This window comes from Brevibacterium gallinarum, from assembly GCF_014836885.1.
Classification (GTDB): domain Bacteria; phylum Actinomycetota; class Actinomycetes; order Actinomycetales; family Brevibacteriaceae; genus Brevibacterium; species Brevibacterium gallinarum.
In genome coordinates, this window is sequence record NZ_JACSPY010000007.1 from 89,572 (window position 1) to 108,159 (window position 18,588).

Sequence of the window (18,588 nt, forward strand, 5' to 3'; positions counted from 1 at the left end):
AATCTGCTCCCGGCCGCTTCACTGTGACGACGTTGCTCAGTTGGCCTTGCGGCGCTCACGAAGCTGCGCAAGCTCATCGACGAGCGGCAGTTCGTCTTCCGGACGCTCGCTTGGCAGTTCAACCAGCGATCCTTCGACTTCGCGGAAAACGCTTCCCACCGCGATGGCGAAGACTCCCTGGCCACCCTGCACAAGGTCGATGACCTCGTCAGTCGACGTGCATTCGAAGACGCTCGATCCATCGCTCATCAGAGTGATCGTGGCCAGGTCCTGCACACCGCGTTCGCGCAGATGCCCGACTGCCGTGCGGATCTGCTGGAGACCCACGCCGGTGTCAAGGAGGCGCTTGACGATCTTGAGGACGAGAATGTCGCGGAAGCTGTAGAGCCGCTGCGATCCCGAACCGGTAGCAGTCCGGATCGACGGGACGACGAGATCGGTGCGTGCCCAGTAGTCGAGCTGGCGGTAGGTGATGCCAACGACCTTGATGACTGTCGTTCCGCGGTAGCCTGCGTCTTCGTCAAGGTTCGGCAGATCATCATCGAACAGCAGACCTTGAGCTGAAGGCGGCACGGCGGGCGCAGCAGCCTGTTCCTGACTTGAGCGGTTCACACCGACTCCTCCTTTTAGCCCCTAGGGGAAGCGAAGTCGCATTCCGGTTTGCGGCAGTGTCACAATTCTACCGCATGACCTTCGAGCGACTCGGGGTTAACGTACACATCGAACCTACTGGCTGAGTTTCCCCTGGCCAAACACCTGCCGATAACGATTTGCGCGTGTCGCCGTTATCGAAGAAATCGAACGACTTTCGACTCCAGCATGACAGCTGAACCCCAGTCGAATCAGGCCTTCGCGTCACCGGACGGCTGATCGTCTGCCTTCTTCGCAGCCAGCAGCTTCGTCTTGGCTGACGAGGCATAGGTGTCAATATACCGCTGACCAGACAGGCGGAGGATCTCGTACATGATGTCGTCGGTGATCGACCGCAGGAGGAATCGGTCACCGGCCATGCCCTCGTACTCGGAGAAATCAAGAGGCTCTCCGAACACCACGCCGATCCGGCGCAACCGCGGAAGCATCCGACCGACAGGCTGGACCTTGTCGGTTCCGATGAGCGCAACCGGCACTACCGGCACACCAGCTTCGAGGACGAGTCGCGCCACGCCGGTGCGCCCGCGGTAAAGGTTGCCGTCAGGGCTGCGGGTTCCTTCTGGATAGATGCCGAGGAGATTGCCTCCGTTGAGAACCTTCAACCCGGAGTGCAACGACGCTTCAGACGCCGAACCGCCGGATCGGTCCATGGGCAATTGGTTCGTCAGTCGGAAGAACCACCTGGTTGCGGTGCCCTTAACTCCTCGGCCTGTGAAGTAGTCCTTCTTGGCCAGATACACAACGGGTCGGGGTGCGACGAGCGGCACGAAGATCGAGTCCATGAAGGACAGATGGTTGCCGGCGATGATCGCCCCGCCGGACTCGGGAATGTTCTCCAAGCCGCGCACCCATGGGCGGAAGAGCGCACGCAGGAATGGCCCGACGATGATGCGCTTGAGCAGCCAGTAGAACACTCGACCCCTCTCGACGAGTCTGAGTCACGAACGAATCCGAGACTACTACAACGCCGAGGTGAGCAGGAAAACGCTCGCAGTCGCCCGCCCCCGCCCACGCGATCGTCGATCTGCGCGCTCAATCGCTGTCAGAGTCACTCCTTATATGGCAGTCTGGTGCCCATGTACGACAATGCCTCTGGCGACGAGCACGACCTCCATGCAGCGATCAACATCAGTTCGCAGTCTTCGTCGACCGCTGTCCTCTTCATCCACGGTTTCACCGGTTCGCCGGCGGTCTTCGCCGATGTGGCGCGCGAGGTTGCCAGTCGGGCCGATGTGTCAGTGAGCGTGCCGAAACTGGCAGGACATGGAACCACCTGGCAGGACATGAGCCGCACCCGCTGGCAGGATTGGCTTGCCGACGCTGAAAGAGCGTTGATGGGTTGCGCCGACGAGCACAACACCGTCATCGTGGTCGGCCTGTCAATGGGCGGAGCGCTGGCCCTGACATTGGCAGCCGACCATCCGGACCTGGTTGACCGGCTCGTGCTCATCAATCCAGCGCTGTACGTCGACTCCCCCTTGGCCCCGCTGACACCGATCCTTCGGCACGTCATCAAGTCCGTTCCCGGCATCGGCGGCGACATCGCGCTGCCCGGAGCAGCCGAGCACGCTTATACACAGACGCCGGTGGCCGCAGTGGCGTCATTGCACCAAGAGCTCAAACACCTGCGCCGTCGCCTGTGGCAGGTGTCGGCACCGACAACGCTGTTCATCTCGACCACCGACCATGTCGTTCGCCCCCGCTCGGCTCGTCTGCTGCGCAACGCCCTGCTCACCTCGCCACGTGTCGTCATTCTGCGCCGCAGCTACCACGTGGCCACAGTCGACTACGACGCAGATGTCATCGTGGGCGAGATCGTCAGCACCGTGAACACCGCCAGCAGCGTCCGGACGAGCTGAGATGTCTCCATCCGCACGCGACGACCACTCCTCATCAGACGACGACAAGTTCGAGCCCACGTGGGACGCCTTGGATGACAGCGAGCGTGTTGACGATACGCGGTGGGAGGATCTCGTATCCGACATCAACCGCGACCAGGGGTTCGTGCCGGAGATGTCCTCGGACGAGATCCGCGACGCGCTAGCCGAGGACGAGGAGTGGCAGCCACCGGATCCCGGACCGGTCGGTTGGCGAACCGCCTCCCCGCTCTTCATGCTCGGCATCGTCGGGCTCATCGGCGGCATCAGCGCGCTGGTCCTCAGCGCCTTCCTGTTTCGCGGGCTGCCCGGTTACGCGCTCGTCGGGATCATCGTGGTGATACTGCTCAGCACCTTCGTGCTGATTCGGCATCTCCCCCAGTACCGCTCACCTGAAGACGGAGACGGCGCGCAAGTCTGAGCATTTCGCTCCGCCTCTGGGAACGCTCACCTCAAGCACCTCGGGCGTCTCGGACCAACGAGCGGTGGAGGCCGGCAGGACGCATCTCAGTCGTGGCGTCTTCAGGTCCGAGGCTGACGATCTGCGGTACGAGGCCTGCGTCTCCGAGGATCGCCAGCGCCTCGATCTCACACTCCTCCAGCACGTCCGGGCTGGAGAGAATCCAGTCCGGACGCTGAGCAGGCAGGCGATCCATCGGGTTGGACCGCTGGCCGACGTCGCTGCGGTCGATTGCTGCTGCCAGGCAGTTAGGGGCGGGACAGTCGATTCGTCCGGTGGCATCGATGAGGTGGTCAGGGTGGGTGCAGTCGACAATCATGGTCAGCTCCTCAGCTCAGTGCTGTGTCGATGAACGTGCACCATTGACGCTACGTGCACCCACTGACATCGCCTGGCGATCCGGTCACTGCATCGCAGTCCGAGGCGTTGTCTGCGGCGCGTGACATCATGTTCCTATGCCAGCCAGCCACCAGCCCCCGCTGTTCGATCAGGCCTCGCAGCCCCGCAGTGGGCAGCTCTCCTTCGCCGATGTGGGCACGCCTCTGCACGACGTCACTTTCGTGACTGTGGACCTGGAGACAACCGGTGCCCACGCGCAGCGCGAGGAGATCACCGAGATCGGTGCGGTCAAAACTCGCGGCGGTGAGGTGGTTGGTGAGTTCTCCACCCTTGTGCGCCCCGAACAGGCGGTCATCTCTGCGTTCGTCGAGCGCCTCACCGGCATCACCAATGGAATGGTGGCAGGAGCACCAACGATTCATGCTGTGCTGCCGAGCTTTCTGGAATTCAGCCGCGGAGCTGTCTTGGTCGCCCACAACGCAGGATTCGACATCGGCTTCCTCAAGGCTGCCTGCGCACGCCTGGATTATCAGTGGCCGAACCCGCACGTTCTCGACACAGTTCGCCTCGCTCGCCATGTCGTGCCCCGGCCCGAGGTCCGCAATCACAAGCTGGCAACGTTGGCGCAGCACTTCGCCACCCAGACGCCACCGACTCACCGCGCTCTCGACGATGCCAGGGCCACGAATGAGATCCTGCACCACCTGTTCGAGCGCTTCGGCTCATACGGGATCACCACCCTTGAAGAGCTGGGGACCGTGCGCACCTCCGGCTGGCAGAAGCGCCAGCAGAAATCGCACCTCGCGCGCGATGTGCCCGCGCTGCCAGGCGTCTACATGTTCCTCGATGGATCGCGCCGCACGCTGTACATCGGCACCAGCCGGAACATGGCCGCACGTGTGCGTCAGTACTTCAACGCCGGAGAGACACGCGGACGGATGACTGAGATGGTCACCGCGACACAGGAAGTCTCGACACTGGTGTGCGAGACCGTACTTGAGGCCCATGTCCGGGAGGTACGGCTCATCGCCGAGCTGCAGCCGCCGTACAACCGGCGTTCGAAGAACGCCGATAAGCGCGCGTGGCTGCGGCTGACAGACGAGCCGTACCCTCGCTTGTCGGTGACGCGGACTCCGCCTGCGGCCGATAGACCGGAGCGCTATCACCGCCTCGGGCCGTTCAGATCACAGGCAACCGCACAGCGGATCAAGGACACTTTAGAACGCGTCGTCACCGTCAAGCGGTGCACGCAGTCAGCTGCCGCAGCCCGCCGATCCCCCTGCGCAGCCGCTGAGATGGGACGGTGCGCCGGCCCGTGCATCGGCCAGAGCCAGGAAGAGTACCTCACCCAGCTGACCGATCTCGTCGCCTTTCTCAGCGGCGATTCCTCCGGACTGCTCGAACAGATCCGCGAGGCGATGATCGCCGCCAGCACGACGCAACGATACGAGCGCGCCGCTGAGATCCGCGACCTCGCAGCTGACCTGCTGCGCACAACCGTTTCCGATGAGCAGCGGCGCGGGCTCTACGCCGTGCCTGAGATCATCGCCGCGCAGCCGCGCGAGTACGGCAACCCAGCGGCCGGTGACGACGTAGCCCTGATCCGATACGGAAAACTGGCAGGCAGTGCGCACGTCGCGCATCCGAGCCGGGTTCCAGAAGTCGTGTCAGCGCTGCAGCTGACGGGCGAGCATGTCGATGAGCCGGTTCCGGGCACAGGCAGCACCTATGAAGAGGAGACCGATATCGTGCTCCGCTGGCTGCAGCAGCCGGGCACCCAGTTGCTGTCGGTCACCGGAACCTGGTGTGCACCCCGATGCGGACATACATTCGGGCTGCACTCCAGCGGCTTCGCCTCGACGAGCAGCTCAGCCCCGCAGTGAGGGGCTGAGCAGATCACCCCTCTGCCGGCACCTCGTCGCGGCCTGAGAGACGACGGGAAGCGGCGATGAGCTCCTGCAGCTTGTCGTACGCTGCGCCGGAGTCGAGATGCTCGCGGGCGATCTCGATCTTCGCCGCAAGGCGCTCAGCGAAAGGCCCCTCGGCAGAAGGGTCCGCAGCGACGAGTGCGGCGGCGGAGTTGAGCAGGACGATGTCGCGCACTGGCGAGTGCTCACCGGCCAGCACGCTCTGGATGGCCTGGGCGTTGAATGCCGGGTCGCCACCGCGCAGGTCGTCCTTGGTCACCCGCGGGAAGCCGAGGCTGCAGGCGTCGAACTCGCTGTGCGTGATCTCTCCGTCGCGGACCTCCCAGACGTCGTTGACTGCGGTGTTGCTCAGCTCATCGAGCCCATCCTGTGAGCGGAACACGACTGCGGAGTCTCCGCGGCGGGCCAGAACACCGGCGACCAGCGGCGCCATCTCCCTGCTCGCAACACCGATCGCCGTGGCACGGGTGCGCGCAGGATTGGTCAATGGTCCCAGGATGTTGAACGCCGAAGGCACCTTGATCGCCCGGCGCACCGGGGCGATGAAGCGCATGGCCGGGTGGTAGACGTTGGCGAAGCAGAAGGCCATCCCCACCTCGTCGGCAAGCTGCCGAGACTGCTCGGGAGTCAGATCGAGCACAAGTCCAAGCGTTTCGAGCACGTCAGCCGAGCCCGAGGCCGAGGAGGTCGCCCGGTTGCCGTGCTTGACGACGCGCTGGCCGGTTGCGGCTATGACGAACGAGGCGGTCGATGAGATGTTGACGGTCTTGGCACGGTCTCCGCCTGTGCCGACGATGTCGACGGCATCGCTCAGGCCTTCCAGCGGCACGGCATGGCCCATCATCGCCTCGACAAGACCGGTGATCTCCTCCACCGTCTCCCCTTTGGCGTGATGGGCGACGAGGAATGCCGCCATCGTCACATCCGGGACGCTGCCGGACATGATCTCGTCCATCGCCCACCCGGCGGTCGCCGCGTCGAGGTTCTCCTTGTTCATCAGAGCCACGAGCAGATCCGGCCACTCCCGCACACCGGAGACGGTGGCAGGAGCATCGGCTGCAGAAGGAACGGCAGACATAGGGGCCTTTCGAGTTGGTGCGGATCATGCGGACAGCGGCCAGGCTGTCACCGGAACATCCTACGCGCCACGCACACAGCACACCGAACCCGTTCACCGGCGGCTCTGCGCAAGCGGCGATCCGCATCTCCGCCCGTCCCCCACCTCGGGACCGGCCGCTGAGGTGCACCGATGCCGTTTCACGGCAGTTCACACCTCGCGACACGCGCACGTTGCAGAGTCGTAACGAACCCTCCGGCCGCGAGTTCTCGCTGGAAATTCCACACGCTGTAGAAAAACTCACTCAACTAGCTGAGCAAAAGGTGAATTTATCCTGCGGACTGGGTAATAATGGAGGCGTGTCTACTGCCACTGCAACTTCAACAGCGCCGGTTCATCCAGTCGTAAACAGGCCCAACACGACGACAGTCGGGTTCATCGTGTGGCTGTCGAGCGAGCTGATGTTCTTCGCCGCGCTCTTCGCCATGTACTTCACCATCCGGTCCGTTGTGCCCCAGATGTGGGAGACGGAGACCGCTAAGCACGACGTGGTTTTCGCTTCGATCAACACGTCGATCCTGGTGCTTTCATCGGTCACCTGCCAGCTCGGTGTCTTCAAGGCTGAGCACTTCAAGCCGCGCCGCACCGGCGGGCTCATGAACATCGGCTCGTGGGGCATGATCGAGTGGTACTACCTCTCCTTCATCCTCGGCTCGATCTTCATCGGCGGCCAGGTCTACGAGTACGCCACCCTCGTCTCCGAAGGCATCGCGATCAACTCGAACGCCTACGGTTCGGTCTTCTACCTGACCACCGGCTTCCACGGCCTCCACGTGCTCGGCGGACTCATCGCGTTCCTGCTCGTCATCGGACGCGCCCACGCCGCAAAGCGCTTCGGCCATCGAGAGGCGACGTTCGCCATCTGCATGTCGTACTACTGGCACTTCGTCGACGTCGTGTGGGTTGGCCTGTTCTTCGTCATCTACATCTTGATGTGACGCGCCCGTAAGACCTCACCCCTGGCAACTGCAACAAAAGGACTAACTAGTGAAGCTTCTAGCGGAACGACGCCGGCACCCCATGGCACTCGTCGTGCTCCTGCTCGTCGGCCTGCTCCTCACCGGAGGCGCATACGCCGCATTCACCGGAACGAGCACTGCGAACGCTGAAGAGTACTCCGCCTCAGACGTTGAGGAAGGCGAGAAGCTCTTCGTCACGAACTGCGCGACATGCCACGGCATGAGCGGTGAGGGAACCGAAAACGGCCCCGGCCTCATCGGCGTCGGCGCCGCTGCTGTCGACTTCCAGGTCGGCACCGGTCGCATGCCGCTGCAGATGATGGGCCCGCAGGCTCAGATCAAACAGCCCCAGTTCAGCGAAGAGCAGACCCGTCAGATGGCTGCCTACGTCGCATCCCTCGGCCCCGGACCGGCAGTTCCGGAGGACGAGTACCTGGATCCTTCCAAGGGTGACGCAGCAGCCGGTGGTGGCCTGTTCCGCGTCAACTGCGCGATGTGCCACAACGTCGTCGGCGCCGGCGGTGCTCTGACCCGCGGCAAGTACGCTCCCAGCCTCTCCGGTGTCTCGGAGAAGCATCTGTACGAAGCGATGCAGACCGGTCCGCAGAACATGCCGATCTTCAATGACGCCAACCTGACTCCCGAACAGAAGCGCGATGTCATCGCCTACATCAAGGAAGTCACCGAAGAGACCGAGCCCGGCGGCTTCTCCCTGGGTTCGATCGGACCGGTGTCTGAGGGTCTGTTCATCTGGTTCTTCGGCCTGGCAGGCGTCATCGGCATCACGATGTGGCTGTCCTCGCGTTCGAAGTAACCCGCAAGTTTTCATCCGTATCGAGTAATAGACGAGGAAGCGAATGACCTCGAAGCATCTCACTGCCGAAGCCGGCAGCCAGCTCGAGCAGGTGAACGGGCACACCAACCCCGGTCTGCCCGAACACAAGCCTCGAATCACTGACAGCTCGCCGCAGGCTGAGCGCATCACCGAACGCCAGATCGCCGGCTGGTTCATCCTGTCCATGATCGGAACGATCGGCTTCATCGTGTCGTACTTCCTGTTCGACTCAGAGCCGGGCACGTACGACAACCTGCGCCTGCAGAACACTGCGTTCGGCATCACCTCCGCCGCTGCTCTCGCAGGCATCGGCATCGGTGTGATCCTCTGGGCGCGGCAGCTCATCCCCGATGCCGAGGTCGTCGAGAGCCGCCATGACATCGCCGGCTCGGAAGAGGATCAGGCCGTGGCCGTCGAGATCCTCAACCAGGCGAAGGAGGAATCGGGCATCGCCCGCCGTCCGTTCCTGCGGAACACCCTCATCGCAGCGGTTGCACTTGCTCCGCTGCCTGCGATCCTGGTCTTCCGCGACCTGGGCCCGCTGCCGGGTGACAGCCTGTTCAAGACCCTGTGGGGCCCGGGCGTGCGCCTCTGCCAGGACCCGGGCATGGTTCCGGAAGAGGATCGCTACATCCGCGCCGAGGAAGTCACCATCGGTTCGGCCTTCCACGTGATCCCGGAGAAGATGCACGAGTCGGAGCACCCGCTTGATGAGAAGGCCAAGGCCGCTGTTCTCCTCATGCGCGTTGACCCGCGCGAGCTCAACACCGATCCGGAGAAGGAAGACTGGGGCGTCGACGGCATCGTCGCCTACTCCAAGATCTGCACCCACGTCGGCTGCCCCGTCGCACTGTATGAGCACCAGACGCACCACCTGCTGTGCCCGTGCCACCAGTCGACCTTCGACGTGACCAACCACTGCGCGGTCATCTTCGGACCGGCTAAGCGCCCGCTGCCCCAGCTGCCGATCGCAGTCGACGACGAGGGTTACCTCGTGGCTCAGCGCGACTTCCCTGAGCCCGTCGGACCGACCTTCTGGGAGATCAACATGAGGGAGACTTCGGTAGAATGACGATGACGCACGAACCCACTACGGCGGTCGGCAAGGCAGCGAACTTTGCCGAGACCCGCGTCGGCGCCTCGAAGATGGTCCGTGAATTCGGACGCAAGATCTTCCCCTCCCACTGGTCCTTCATGCTGGGTGAGGTTGCGCTCTACACCTTCATCATCCTGGTCCTGACCGGCACATTCCTGACGTTCTGGTTCAAGCCGGCGATGGGTCACGCGATCTACGAAGGCCCGTACGTCCCGCTCCAGGGTGTCGAAATGTCCGAGGCGTTCGAGTCGACGCTGGCGATCTCGTTCGAGGTGCGCGGAGGACTCTTCATCCGCCAGATGCACCACTGGGCGGCCCTGTTGTTCATGGTCGCTGTCTCGGTGCACGCTCTGCGCATCTTCTTCACCGGCGCGTACCGCCGCCCGCGTGAGATCAACTGGATGGTCGGCATTGCGCTCATCGCGCTCGGAATGGGGGCTGGCTTCACCGGCTACTCGCTGCCCGATGACGTGCTCTCCGGCAACGGCCTGCGAATCATTGACGGTCTGCTGAAGTCGATTCCGCTCGTCGGCACCTACATCTCCTTCTTCCTCTTCGGAGGCGAGTTCCCGGGTGTCGACATCATCTCCAGGCTCTACACGTTACACATCATGATCGTGCCGGCGCTCATTATCGCCTTTATCGCGATCCACCTGATGTTCGTCGTCATCCACAAGCACACGCAGTGGCCAGGCGCCGGGCACACGAACCGCAACGTCGTCGGCGAACCCGTTCTCCCGACATTCGCGGCCAAGGGCGGTGGATTCTTCTTCATGATCTTCGCTCTGCTCGGGTTCCTCTCCGGCATCTTCTCCATCAACGCAGTGTGGGCTTACGGACCGTACGACCCCTCGCCCGTGTCAGCCGGTACGCAGCCTGACTGGTACATCGGCTGGATGGACGGATACCTGCGCATCGTCCCGGGTTGGCTGGAGTTCTACGTCTTCGGACTTCCGCTCAGCCTCAACATCAACACGGCTCTGCTCGCAGCGCTCGTGCTGTTCGGAGCGATGGCGATCTGGCCGTTCTTCGAGGCCTGGCTGACGAAGGACTACCGCGAACACCACATCCTCGACCGCCCGCGCAACAACCCGACGCGCACCGCAGTCGGCGTTGCCGCAGTCGTGTGGTACGCAGTCATGTGGGCCGCCGCGTCCGGTGACCTCATGGCAGTGTTCTTCCACATGTCGCTCAACGACATGATCTACATCTTCCGCATCATGTTCTTCCTTGGACCGATCCTCGGCTTCATCATCACGAAGCGGATCTGCCTGGGTCTGCAGCGGAAGGACCGGGAGATCGTCCTGCACGGTTACGAGTCCGGTGAGATCATCCGTCTGCCGCACGGTGAGTTCCAGGAGCGCCACAAGCCGCTTGACCCGCACAAGCTGTGGAAGCTCATGGCCTACGAATCGCCGCGCTACATTCCGGCTGAGCCCGGACCCGACGGCAAGATCTCCAAGGGTGAGAAGCGCCGTGCGACCATCGCGAAGTACTTCTACGAGGATCGTGTCGCACCGGTGACGAAGGAAGAGCTCGATGCAGCTCACCACGATCACCACGCCCTGGAGTCCGGCAGCCACGAAGCCGGATCCCGTGGTTCGATCGGCCACTGACCCGCTGATCAGCTGAAAGAGGCGCCAGTCATTGCGGCTGGCGCCTCTTTCGTACCCCAGAACGACGCTGCCCAATCGACTCCTGTCATCCGCAGGGACGCGTTGCTGAGATAGGGCAGGCATCGGCCCGTTGCGGGGCACGCATGCGGCCTTGGAACGCCGCGGAGCCAATCGGCTCGACAGCTGCTTGACCCGGCAGCGCGTCACGCAGTACGACGGATGCACTGCCGATCCGGCGCCCACCGATCCTGCTCCCCCGATCTCGGCGTCTTTGAGCTGAGTGGGAAGTTCCCTGCTATGAAGGCGTAGCAGAGCCTGGTGGGCGTTTCCGGATCACCGGGAGCACCACCGGTGCGGTGGGCCGCCGAGGTGGTTCGTATGGGCCGTCGTATCCTAGCTGGCGCTTTCACAGCCCACCTCCTGCCCTCGGCCAGCACTGGGTGAGCTTGGAGGATGTCTTTCGGCTGGGAATACACAGCAACGCCTTGTTCGGCAATGCGCCTCAACCGAAAACGGCGGTGAGCTACGAGCGAATCGAGTCGCTGCCAGCACAGCACTCACCCGGTGCGTTGAGAAGCCTGCGTCGTGTGATCCTCCAAGCACCTACGAACCGGCGCTCGTCTGTCACTCGGCATGCAATACCCAGGTCTCCTCCTCGTTTCGCTGCCGAGCAAGGAGATAACGGCCGCGCCCACGACTGCGACCACGAAGTGAGTCCTCCACCGAAGCCACGCTGCCGGCAATTGGGTGGACCGCGCTCCTACTGCCCATGGACGCGCCGTAGGGAGCCAGGGAGTGCCCTGCTGCAGGCGACGGCCAGCAGCATCTCCGGGCCCCTGTCTTATCGTGCCGGAGACGAGCACGCACCCCGCTGCCTGCGCAAGACATCGAGGCCGAACAAGCTGGGGGCACCGATGTGCACAAATACGCGCCTCCCCACGGGAAAGACTGTCAAGGGCTCGGTGACCCAGAAACGACGGCACCATCGACCTCACCGCAAACGGCGGTCAGCAGAGATCTCGCCGAATGCTCGACGAAAGAACAAGGCGCAGCGCCGTTTTCAGCCAGCCAGCACGGAAGCCGATCGTTGCCGCAATCCGTGCACTGGCCTCGTGGGCAGACCTGGTCCGAATCTCGCTGAGCGCCACGAGTCTGTGCGCGTATCGATCCGTCCCAGTGATCTTTCGTCATCGCACACACAGGCGGGGCGTGCTTGCTGGGGACGCGGAAAGGGCCCGCCAGGATGATGAACATCCTGGCGGGCCCTCATGAGAGCTCAGCGAGCCTCAGTGTGCGTGGTTGCCCCGGTCGTACTCGTAGACGAGGCCGAACACGCCGACGAAGGCGATCACGGCGCCGAACGGGAAGATCCACCATCCCACGGCGACACCGAGGAAGCAGATGCCTGCACCGGTGGCGATGATGATGGGCCACCAGCTCCACGGGCTGTAGAAGCCGTACTCGTAGTGATCCTCTGAGATCTCAGCGTCGAGACGATCCATCGGAGTGTCTCCGACGCTGCGGTGCTGCAGGAACAGGTATCCGCCGATCATGATGGCCATGCCGCCGAGGAGCAGGATGGCCGGGAATCCGACGAGCTCCTTGAAGTCCGTCAGGATGCCGTAGACGATCGCGACGGGGACGAAGAAGAACAGCCCTGAGGAGAAGATGATTGCTGCGGTCTTCACTTGGCGGTCTCCTTCTTCTCAATCATCGAGTAGGCGTCGCGCGGGTGACCAGCGAGCTCGAGGAGCTCGGGGTGGTTGGCGTCGAACACCGGGCGCTCCGAGCGGATGCGCGGCAGCGAGGTGAAGTTGTGACGCGGCGGCGGGCAGGAGGTCGCCCATTCGAGCGAGGAGCCGTAGCCCCACGGGTCGTTGACGGTGACCTTCGGTGCCTTGCGCGCGGTGACCCAGACGTTCCAGAACCACGGGATCATCGAGAGGCCGAGGATCAGCGCGCCGACGGTGGAGATCTGGTTCATCCAGGTCCAGCCGTCCTGCGGCAGGAAGTCAGCGTAACGACGCGGCATGCCGTCGGCACCCATCCAGTGCTGGACGAGGAACGTGCCGTGGAAGCCGATGAACAGGAGCCAGAAGTGGATCTTGCCCAGGGTCTCGTCGAGCATCTTGCCCGTCCACTTCGGCCACCAGAAGTAGAATCCGGCGAACATCGCGAACACCACGGTGCCGAAGATGACGTAGTGGAAGTGCGCAACGACGAAGTAGGAGTCAGACAGCTGCTGGTCCATGGCCGGGCTGGCAAGCACGACGCCGGTGATGCCACCGAAGACGAAGCTGACGAGGAACCCGAGCGACCAGAGCATCGGGGTTTCGAAGGTCAGCGATCCGCGCCACATCGTGCCGATCCAGTTGTAGATCTTCACACCGGTCGGAACGGCGATGAGCATCGTCATGAAGGCGAAGAACGGCAGCAGCACCGCGCCGGTGACGTACATGTGGTGCGCCCACACGGTCACGGACAGGGCCGAGATCGCAATCGTTGCGTAGACGAGGCCCTTGTAGCCGAAGATCGGCTTGCGGCTGAAGGTCGGGAAGATCTCCGAGACGATGCCGAAGAACGGCAGCGCGATGACGTAGACCTCCGGGTGACCGAAGAACCAGAACAGGTGCTGCCACAGGATCGGGCCGCCGTTCTCCGGGCTGAAGACGTGTGCGCCGAGGATGCGGTCAGCGCCGAGCGAGAGCAGGGCGGCGGCCAGCGGCGGGAACGCCATCATCACGAGAATACCGGTGATGAGGGTGTTCCAGGTGAAGATCGGCATGCGGAACATGGTCATGCCCGGGGCGCGCATCGTGATGATGGTGGTGATGAAGTTCACCGAACCGAGGATGGTGCCGAAGCCCTGGAAGGCCAGGCCCATGACCCACAAGTGTCCGCCGATGCCCGGCGTGAACGTCGTGTTCGACAGCGGAGCGTATGCCGTCCAGCCGAACGATGCCGCACCCTGCGGGGTGAGGAAGCCGGCGCAGGCGATGAGGCTGCCGAACAGGAAGAGCCAGAAGGCGAAAGCATTCAGGCGTGGGAATGCCACGTCAGGAGCACCGATCTGCAGCGGCATGATGACGTTGGCGAAGCCGGCGAACAGCGGCGTTGCGAACATCAGCAGCATGAGCGTGCCGTGCATGGTGAACAGCTGGTTGTACTGTTCCTTGGTCTCCAGGATCTGCATGCCCGGTTCGAAGAGCTCGAGGCGGATAAGCAGCGCCATGACGCCGCCGATGCAGAAGAACGTGAACGACGCGATCAGGTACATGTACCCGATGGTCTTGTGGTCCGTCGACGTGATCCAGTTGACGATGACCTTGCCCAGGCTCTTGGGCACAGGTGCCTGGTCGACTGTGACAGTGCGGTTGCTATCAGCGACTGCGGTCACTCGTCATCCCCTCCCTCATGTGGGTTCTTGTACCAGTCAGTGCGGTCGTACTCAGGTCCGAGGCGGCCGGTGTTGCCTTCCTCGCGCAGCGAGTCGGTGTAGGCCTTGTACTCGTCCATGGAGACGACCTTGACGTTGAAGAGCATCTCGGAGTGGAACTCGCCGCAGAGCTCAGCGCACTTGCCGACGTAGTCGCCCTCCTTGAGGGCCTGCAGGTGCAGGGTCTCAGTGCGGCCCGGAGTCATATCGCGCTTCTCGAGGAATGCCGGCACCCAGAACGAGTGGATGACATCGCGCGAGCGCAGCTGGATCTCCAGGTCGGTGTTCGACGGCAGGTACAGCGTCGGGGCCTTCTCGCCCGGCTCCTCAGTTCCGTCGAGGTTCACCTGGACGCCGGCGTAGTGGACGTCCTCGGTGATGTAGTTGAAGTCCCAGGCCCACTGCTTGCCGACGACCTCGATGGTGACTTCACCAGGGGTGTCGTCGTAGGAGGTGTTCTCCACAGCCTTGACGGTCTCGAAGAAGAAGCCGACGACGAGGATGATCGGCACGACCGTGTAGAGGATCTCGATCGGCATGTTGTAGGCCAGCTGGACAGGCAGTCCGCGCTCGTGCTTGCGGCGGCGGTAGGCAACGACGCACCACAGCAGCAGGCCCCAGGTGACGAAACCGACGATGAGTGCGGCGATCCAGCCGCCGTTCCACAGGTGAATGTAGTGATCCGTGTGGGACGTCGCTCCCTTGGACTCAGGTGGGAGGAATCCTACTTCCCAGTGCTCCTTCGAGCAGCCGGAGAGCAGCGCAACGACGCCCAGGGCGCCAATGACACCGAGCCGCTTGGCCCAGGCCGAGGGGCCCGAGCGGACTGGCTGATTCGGAGAATCCACGTGCAGCCTTTCGCAACTTTGTCAGCTCCTCGCAGGCCCTCTCATCTGAGCGGACGCACGCGAATCGCCGAACACTGACTTTGTTCTCGTCCACCTTACCGCTACAAGAGGTAGAAATTCACTTCCGACTGCTCATTTCGTGAGAAAAGCCTGGAAATGACGGCCGCCACGCGCGAGGGCAAGCGCTTCGAGGTACTCGAACCCGCTGACCTCCGACACGCCGAGGGTTTCGAGGTGTGAGGTCTGCCACTGTGTGTCGATGATCCACGGGGTGTCGTCATCGACGCTGTCGAGCAGTTCGACGAGCCTGACGAGGGCGACTTTTGAGGCGTCGCGGCTGGTGTGGAACATCGACTCCCCGCAGAACACTCCCCCGAACGCGACTCCGTAGAGTCCGCCGGCGAGCCGGCCGCCCTCGTAGACCTCGATGGAATGGGCGTGGCCGGCCTCATGCAGGCGCTGGTACAGCTGTGCGATCTGCGGGGTGATCCAGGCTCCGTCACGGGACGGGTCAGCGCAGCCAGCCACCACCTCGGCGAAGGCGGCATCGACCGACCACGTGAACCGGTTGAGTGAGCGGCGCAGCGAACGGGTCACGCGGAGGTCTCCGGGCCGGAGCACGCCGCGCATCACCGGCGCCCACCAGCCGATCGGCGGTGCGCCGTGCTGGCCGATGCCCATCGGGAAGAGCCCGGCCCGGTATGCAGACAGGACCTGGTCGATCCCGCTGATGGCGCCGATGGCGCGGAGATCGTCCAGGCCCTGTGACATGGCTGGTGCAGCTGTATCAGCTGAAGGAGTCACCGCAGGCGCACGAGCCGGCGGCATTCGGGTTGTCGATCGTGAAGCCCTGCTTCTCGATGGTGTCGGAGAAGTCGATTGTCGAGCCGTTGAGGTAGGGCACGCTCATCCGGTCGACGATGACCTCGACGCCATCGAAGTCGCGCACGGCATCGCCGTCGAGGAACCGCTCGTCGAAGTACAGCTGGTAGATCAGGCCCGAGCAGCCGCCGGGCTGCACGGCCACGCGCAGGCGCAGGTCATCGCGACCCTCCTGCTGCAGGAGGCTGCGCACCTTGTCGGCCGCCTCGGAGGTGAGGTCGACTTCGTGCGTGGCGCTCGTGTCCTGCGTGGCGGTCATGAGGTCTCCTTACATCTGTTCGGTCGTGCAGTCAGCTCGGGGCACTCCGGCTGGCTGCGGCGCTGCCGGCCCCGGGTGAGTCCCGGTGGCGGCGTCGCCTGTGCAACGTTCATCGTTGCGCCATTATTCCATTGATCGCGCTGCAGTGAGAGCGCTCAGTCGCGGGCGAGCCGGTCGAGCAGCAGCGCCTCGGAGATGATCGCTGAGCGGAAGTCGGGCAGGTACAGCGATTCGTTCGGGCTGTGGGCGCGGGTGTCGGGGTCTTCGATGCCGGTCACGAGGATCGATGCCTGCGGGAAGACCTCGACGAGATCGGCGATGAACGGAATCGAACCGCCGAGTCCCATCTGGACCGCCTCTGCGCCGAAGCCCTCACTCAGCGCCTCCATCGCCGTCGCGATCACCGGATCGGAGTCATCAGCACTCCACGGGGCGCCGGACTCCTCGGCTCCGAACTCCAGCTCGGCGCTGAAGGGCACATGCTCCTGCAGATGCGCTTTGACTGCGGCCAGGGCTTCGGCCGGCTTCTCCCCCGGTGCCAGGCGGATCGAGATCTTCGCGCGCACGCTGGCCAGCAGTGTGTTCGAGGAGTCGTCGACGTTCGGGGTGTCGATGCCGATGACGGTGATCGAGGGCTGGTGCCACAGGCGCGAGGCGATCGAGCCGCGGCCGATGAGCTCGGTGCCTGCCAGAGCGACCGTGTCGGTGCCCATCGGATCGTCGCCGTACTCGGCTGCCGCCTCGGGCGCGGAGCGCAGCCCGGTGACAGCCACTGCGCCGTCTTCGTCGTGCAGGGTAGCCAGCAGCCGGGTCATCGCCAGGGTGGCATCCGGCACAGCGCCGCCGTACATGCCCGAGTGCACGGAGTGGCTGAGGGTGCGGACGGTGAATTCGAGGCCGGCCATGCCGCGCAGGCTCGTCGTCAGCGCCGGTTTGCCGCAGGCGAGGTTGGAGGAGTCGGCGACGATGATCGCGTCGCCTGCGAGCTTGTCGCGGTAGGTCTCGAGGAAGCTGCGGAAGCTTGGCGAGCCGATCTCCTCTTCGCCTTCGATGAAGAGGACGACGCCGACGCCGAGTTCGTCGCCGAGCAGCTGCAGGGCGGTGAGGTGGACGAGGATGCCGGCCTTGTCATCGGCGGCACCGCGGCCGAACATGCGGTCGCCGCGGATCGTGGCCTCGAACGGCGGGGTGTCCCACTGGCTCAGGTCGCCGGCCGGCTGCACGTCGTGGTGGGCGTAGAGGACGACGGTCGGCCGGCCCTCAGGAGCCGGGCGGCTGGCGACGACAGCGGGGAACCCGGGGGTGCCGTCGGGATTCTCAGCCCGCAGTGTCTCGACGGTGTCGAACCCGAGCGGTTCGGCCATGCGCGCGACAGCTGCCGCGGTGGCGTCGACATGGGCGGGATCAGCCGTCGGCCAGGCCAGGGAGGGGATGGCGACGAGTTCGCTCAGGCGGGCCAGGACGTCGTCGTAGATCGCGTCGAGGCGGGAGGTCAGTTCAGCACGGTTCAGGTGGGTCATAGGGCGATCCTATAGTCGGATACGATAGAGGGCGTGTTTGGACGGAAGAAGAACTCCCAGGATGAATCGCCCGCAGAGCGGACGGGCTCCCATGCTGCCTCCGCAGGCCCGGTCGACGAGGCTGCCGAGGCGGTGAATCCGGCTGAGGCGAAGAAGAACCGCCCGACGCCGAAGCGCTCCCAGCAGGAGGCTGCCCGCCGCCAGCCGCTCGTCGGCGATGACCGGAAGTCGGCGAACAAGCAGGCGAAGGCCGAGATCCGCCGCAAGCGCGATGAGGCCCGCATCGGCCTCATGCAGGGCGATGAGAAGTTCCTCGGTCCGCGCGATCGCGGACCGCAGCGCCGCTATGTGCGCGATTTCGTCGACGCCCGCTTCTCGATCGGCGAGATGTTCATCCCGTTCGCCTTCGTCGTGCTGCTCATCGGCTTCATCATCTCGACTCCGCAGGTGCAGATCATCACGAGCTACGCCGTCTACGGCCTCATCCTGCTCGTCGTCATCGACTGCTTCATCCTCAACTACGTCATGAAGGGCCGGATGGCCCAGAAGTTCGGCGGCAAGGAGAACCTCGAGCGCGGCCTGACCTTCTACGCCGTCATGCGCGCTATCCAGCTGCGGGTGCTGCGCATCCCCAAGCCCAAGGTCAAGCGCGGCCAGTACCCGTCCTGATCTCCGGTCCCGAGGCGGTGGTTCCGCCCGCCGAGCCCGCACCCGAGGTGCCGGCTGAGGAGATGAGAGAAGCGCCCCGTTTCATGCGGGGGCGCT

The 18,588-nt window shown here is 64.0% G+C and carries 18 protein-coding genes; 8 read left to right on the plus strand and 10 right to left on the minus strand.

All coding sequences use genetic code 11. The features are described 5' to 3' along the window. Nucleotides 1-36 precede the first annotated feature (36 nt). Together H9634_RS08610 and H9634_RS08615 are read right to left on the minus strand one after the other, a co-directional pair. Nucleotides 37-612, minus strand: a complete 576-nt coding sequence (locus tag H9634_RS08610) for a MerR family transcriptional regulator (protein WP_102160020.1) — start codon at nucleotides 610-612, stop codon at nucleotides 37-39. 230 nt (nucleotides 613-842) lie between these two features. After that, nucleotides 843-1,565 carry a lysophospholipid acyltransferase family protein gene (locus tag H9634_RS08615; protein WP_102160018.1) on the minus strand — a complete coding sequence of 241 codons (723 nt, stop codon included), beginning with the start codon at nucleotides 1,563-1,565 and terminating at the stop codon, nucleotides 843-845. Between the two features lie 162 nt (nucleotides 1,566-1,727). Between H9634_RS08615 and H9634_RS08620 the strand changes: the two genes are divergently transcribed. Next, nucleotides 1,728-2,510: an alpha/beta hydrolase gene (locus H9634_RS08620; protein ID WP_191726284.1), complete on the plus strand. Its 783-nt coding sequence runs from the start codon at nucleotides 1,728-1,730 to the stop codon at nucleotides 2,508-2,510. 1 nt (nucleotide 2,511) lies between these two features. Continuing rightward, a complete protein-coding gene (locus H9634_RS08625) occupies nucleotides 2,512-2,949 on the plus strand; it encodes a hypothetical protein (RefSeq protein WP_191726285.1) in 438 nt (145 codons plus the stop codon). A 31-nt stretch (nucleotides 2,950-2,980) separates the two neighbouring features. Here H9634_RS08625 and H9634_RS08630 read toward each other — a convergent pair whose 3' ends face one another. Beyond that, nucleotides 2,981-3,307, minus strand: a complete 327-nt coding sequence (locus H9634_RS08630; protein ID WP_191726286.1) for a hypothetical protein — start codon at nucleotides 3,305-3,307, stop codon at nucleotides 2,981-2,983. A gap of 136 nt (nucleotides 3,308-3,443) precedes the next feature. Between H9634_RS08630 and H9634_RS08635 the strand changes: the two genes are divergently transcribed. Next, a complete protein-coding gene (locus tag H9634_RS08635) occupies nucleotides 3,444-5,210 on the plus strand; it encodes a DEDD exonuclease domain-containing protein (protein ID WP_191726287.1) in 1,767 nt (588 codons plus the stop codon). 13 nt (nucleotides 5,211-5,223) lie between these two features. Here H9634_RS08635 and trpD read toward each other — a convergent pair whose 3' ends face one another. Further along, nucleotides 5,224-6,333, minus strand: coding sequence for an anthranilate phosphoribosyltransferase (trpD, locus tag H9634_RS08640; protein WP_191726288.1), 1,110 nt, complete (start codon nucleotides 6,331-6,333; stop codon nucleotides 5,224-5,226). A 338-nt stretch (nucleotides 6,334-6,671) separates the two neighbouring features. Here trpD and ctaE point away from each other — a divergent pair, with 338 nt between their 5' ends. Genes ctaE through qcrB form a run of 4 tightly spaced genes read left to right on the plus strand, consistent with a single transcriptional unit; the run spans nucleotide 6,672 to nucleotide 10,878 of the window. Then, entirely contained in the window at nucleotides 6,672-7,310 is a 639-nt protein-coding gene (gene ctaE, locus H9634_RS08645) for an aa3-type cytochrome oxidase subunit III (RefSeq protein WP_318245055.1), read from the plus strand. A gap of 49 nt (nucleotides 7,311-7,359) precedes the next feature. Next, nucleotides 7,360-8,145, plus strand: coding sequence for a cytochrome bc1 complex diheme cytochrome c subunit (gene qcrC / locus H9634_RS08650; protein WP_191726290.1), 786 nt, complete (start codon nucleotides 7,360-7,362; stop codon nucleotides 8,143-8,145). Between the two features lie 43 nt (nucleotides 8,146-8,188). Continuing rightward, nucleotides 8,189-9,238, plus strand: a complete 1,050-nt coding sequence (gene qcrA, locus H9634_RS08655; RefSeq protein WP_191726291.1) for a cytochrome bc1 complex Rieske iron-sulfur subunit — start codon at nucleotides 8,189-8,191, stop codon at nucleotides 9,236-9,238. Further along, entirely contained in the window at nucleotides 9,235-10,878 is a 1,644-nt protein-coding gene (gene qcrB, locus H9634_RS08660; RefSeq protein WP_404801682.1) for a cytochrome bc1 complex cytochrome b subunit, read from the plus strand. The genes qcrA and qcrB overlap by 4 nt, the downstream gene beginning before the upstream one ends. A 1,286-nt stretch (nucleotides 10,879-12,164) precedes the next feature. Here qcrB and H9634_RS08665 read toward each other — a convergent pair. The 6 genes from H9634_RS08665 to H9634_RS08690 form a co-directional block, all read right to left on the minus strand. Further along, the gene (locus H9634_RS08665; RefSeq protein WP_191726293.1) at nucleotides 12,165-12,566 is read right to left on the minus strand and encodes a cytochrome c oxidase subunit 4; all 402 of its coding nucleotides are present in this window, start codon (nucleotides 12,564-12,566) and stop codon (nucleotides 12,165-12,167) included. Further along, on the minus strand, nucleotides 12,563-14,275 hold the full coding sequence (ctaD, locus tag H9634_RS08670) for an aa3-type cytochrome oxidase subunit I (RefSeq protein ID WP_191726294.1): 1,713 nt from the start codon (nucleotides 14,273-14,275) through the stop codon (nucleotides 12,563-12,565). The genes H9634_RS08665 and ctaD overlap by 4 nt, the downstream gene beginning before the upstream one ends. After that, the gene (ctaC, locus tag H9634_RS08675) at nucleotides 14,272-15,162 is read right to left on the minus strand and encodes an aa3-type cytochrome oxidase subunit II (RefSeq protein ID WP_191726295.1); all 891 of its coding nucleotides are present in this window, start codon (nucleotides 15,160-15,162) and stop codon (nucleotides 14,272-14,274) included. Before ctaC ends, ctaD begins: the two co-directional genes overlap by 4 nt. A 132-nt stretch (nucleotides 15,163-15,294) precedes the next feature. Beyond that, the gene (gene aat, locus H9634_RS08680; RefSeq protein WP_191726296.1) at nucleotides 15,295-15,933 is read right to left on the minus strand and encodes a leucyl/phenylalanyl-tRNA--protein transferase; all 639 of its coding nucleotides are present in this window, start codon (nucleotides 15,931-15,933) and stop codon (nucleotides 15,295-15,297) included. Between the two features lie 16 nt (nucleotides 15,934-15,949). Beyond that, the gene (gene erpA / locus H9634_RS08685; protein ID WP_102159991.1) at nucleotides 15,950-16,303 is read right to left on the minus strand and encodes an iron-sulfur cluster insertion protein ErpA; all 354 of its coding nucleotides are present in this window, start codon (nucleotides 16,301-16,303) and stop codon (nucleotides 15,950-15,952) included. A gap of 155 nt (nucleotides 16,304-16,458) precedes the next feature. Beyond that, on the minus strand, nucleotides 16,459-17,823 hold the full coding sequence (locus H9634_RS08690) for a M20/M25/M40 family metallo-hydrolase (protein ID WP_191726297.1): 1,365 nt from the start codon (nucleotides 17,821-17,823) through the stop codon (nucleotides 16,459-16,461). A gap of 33 nt (nucleotides 17,824-17,856) precedes the next feature. On the opposite strand from H9634_RS08690, the gene H9634_RS08695 reads away from it, so the two are divergent. Further along, nucleotides 17,857-18,492: a DUF3043 domain-containing protein gene (locus H9634_RS08695; protein ID WP_165882987.1), complete on the plus strand. Its 636-nt coding sequence runs from the start codon at nucleotides 17,857-17,859 to the stop codon at nucleotides 18,490-18,492. The last annotated feature ends 96 nt before the right edge of the window (nucleotides 18,493-18,588 follow it).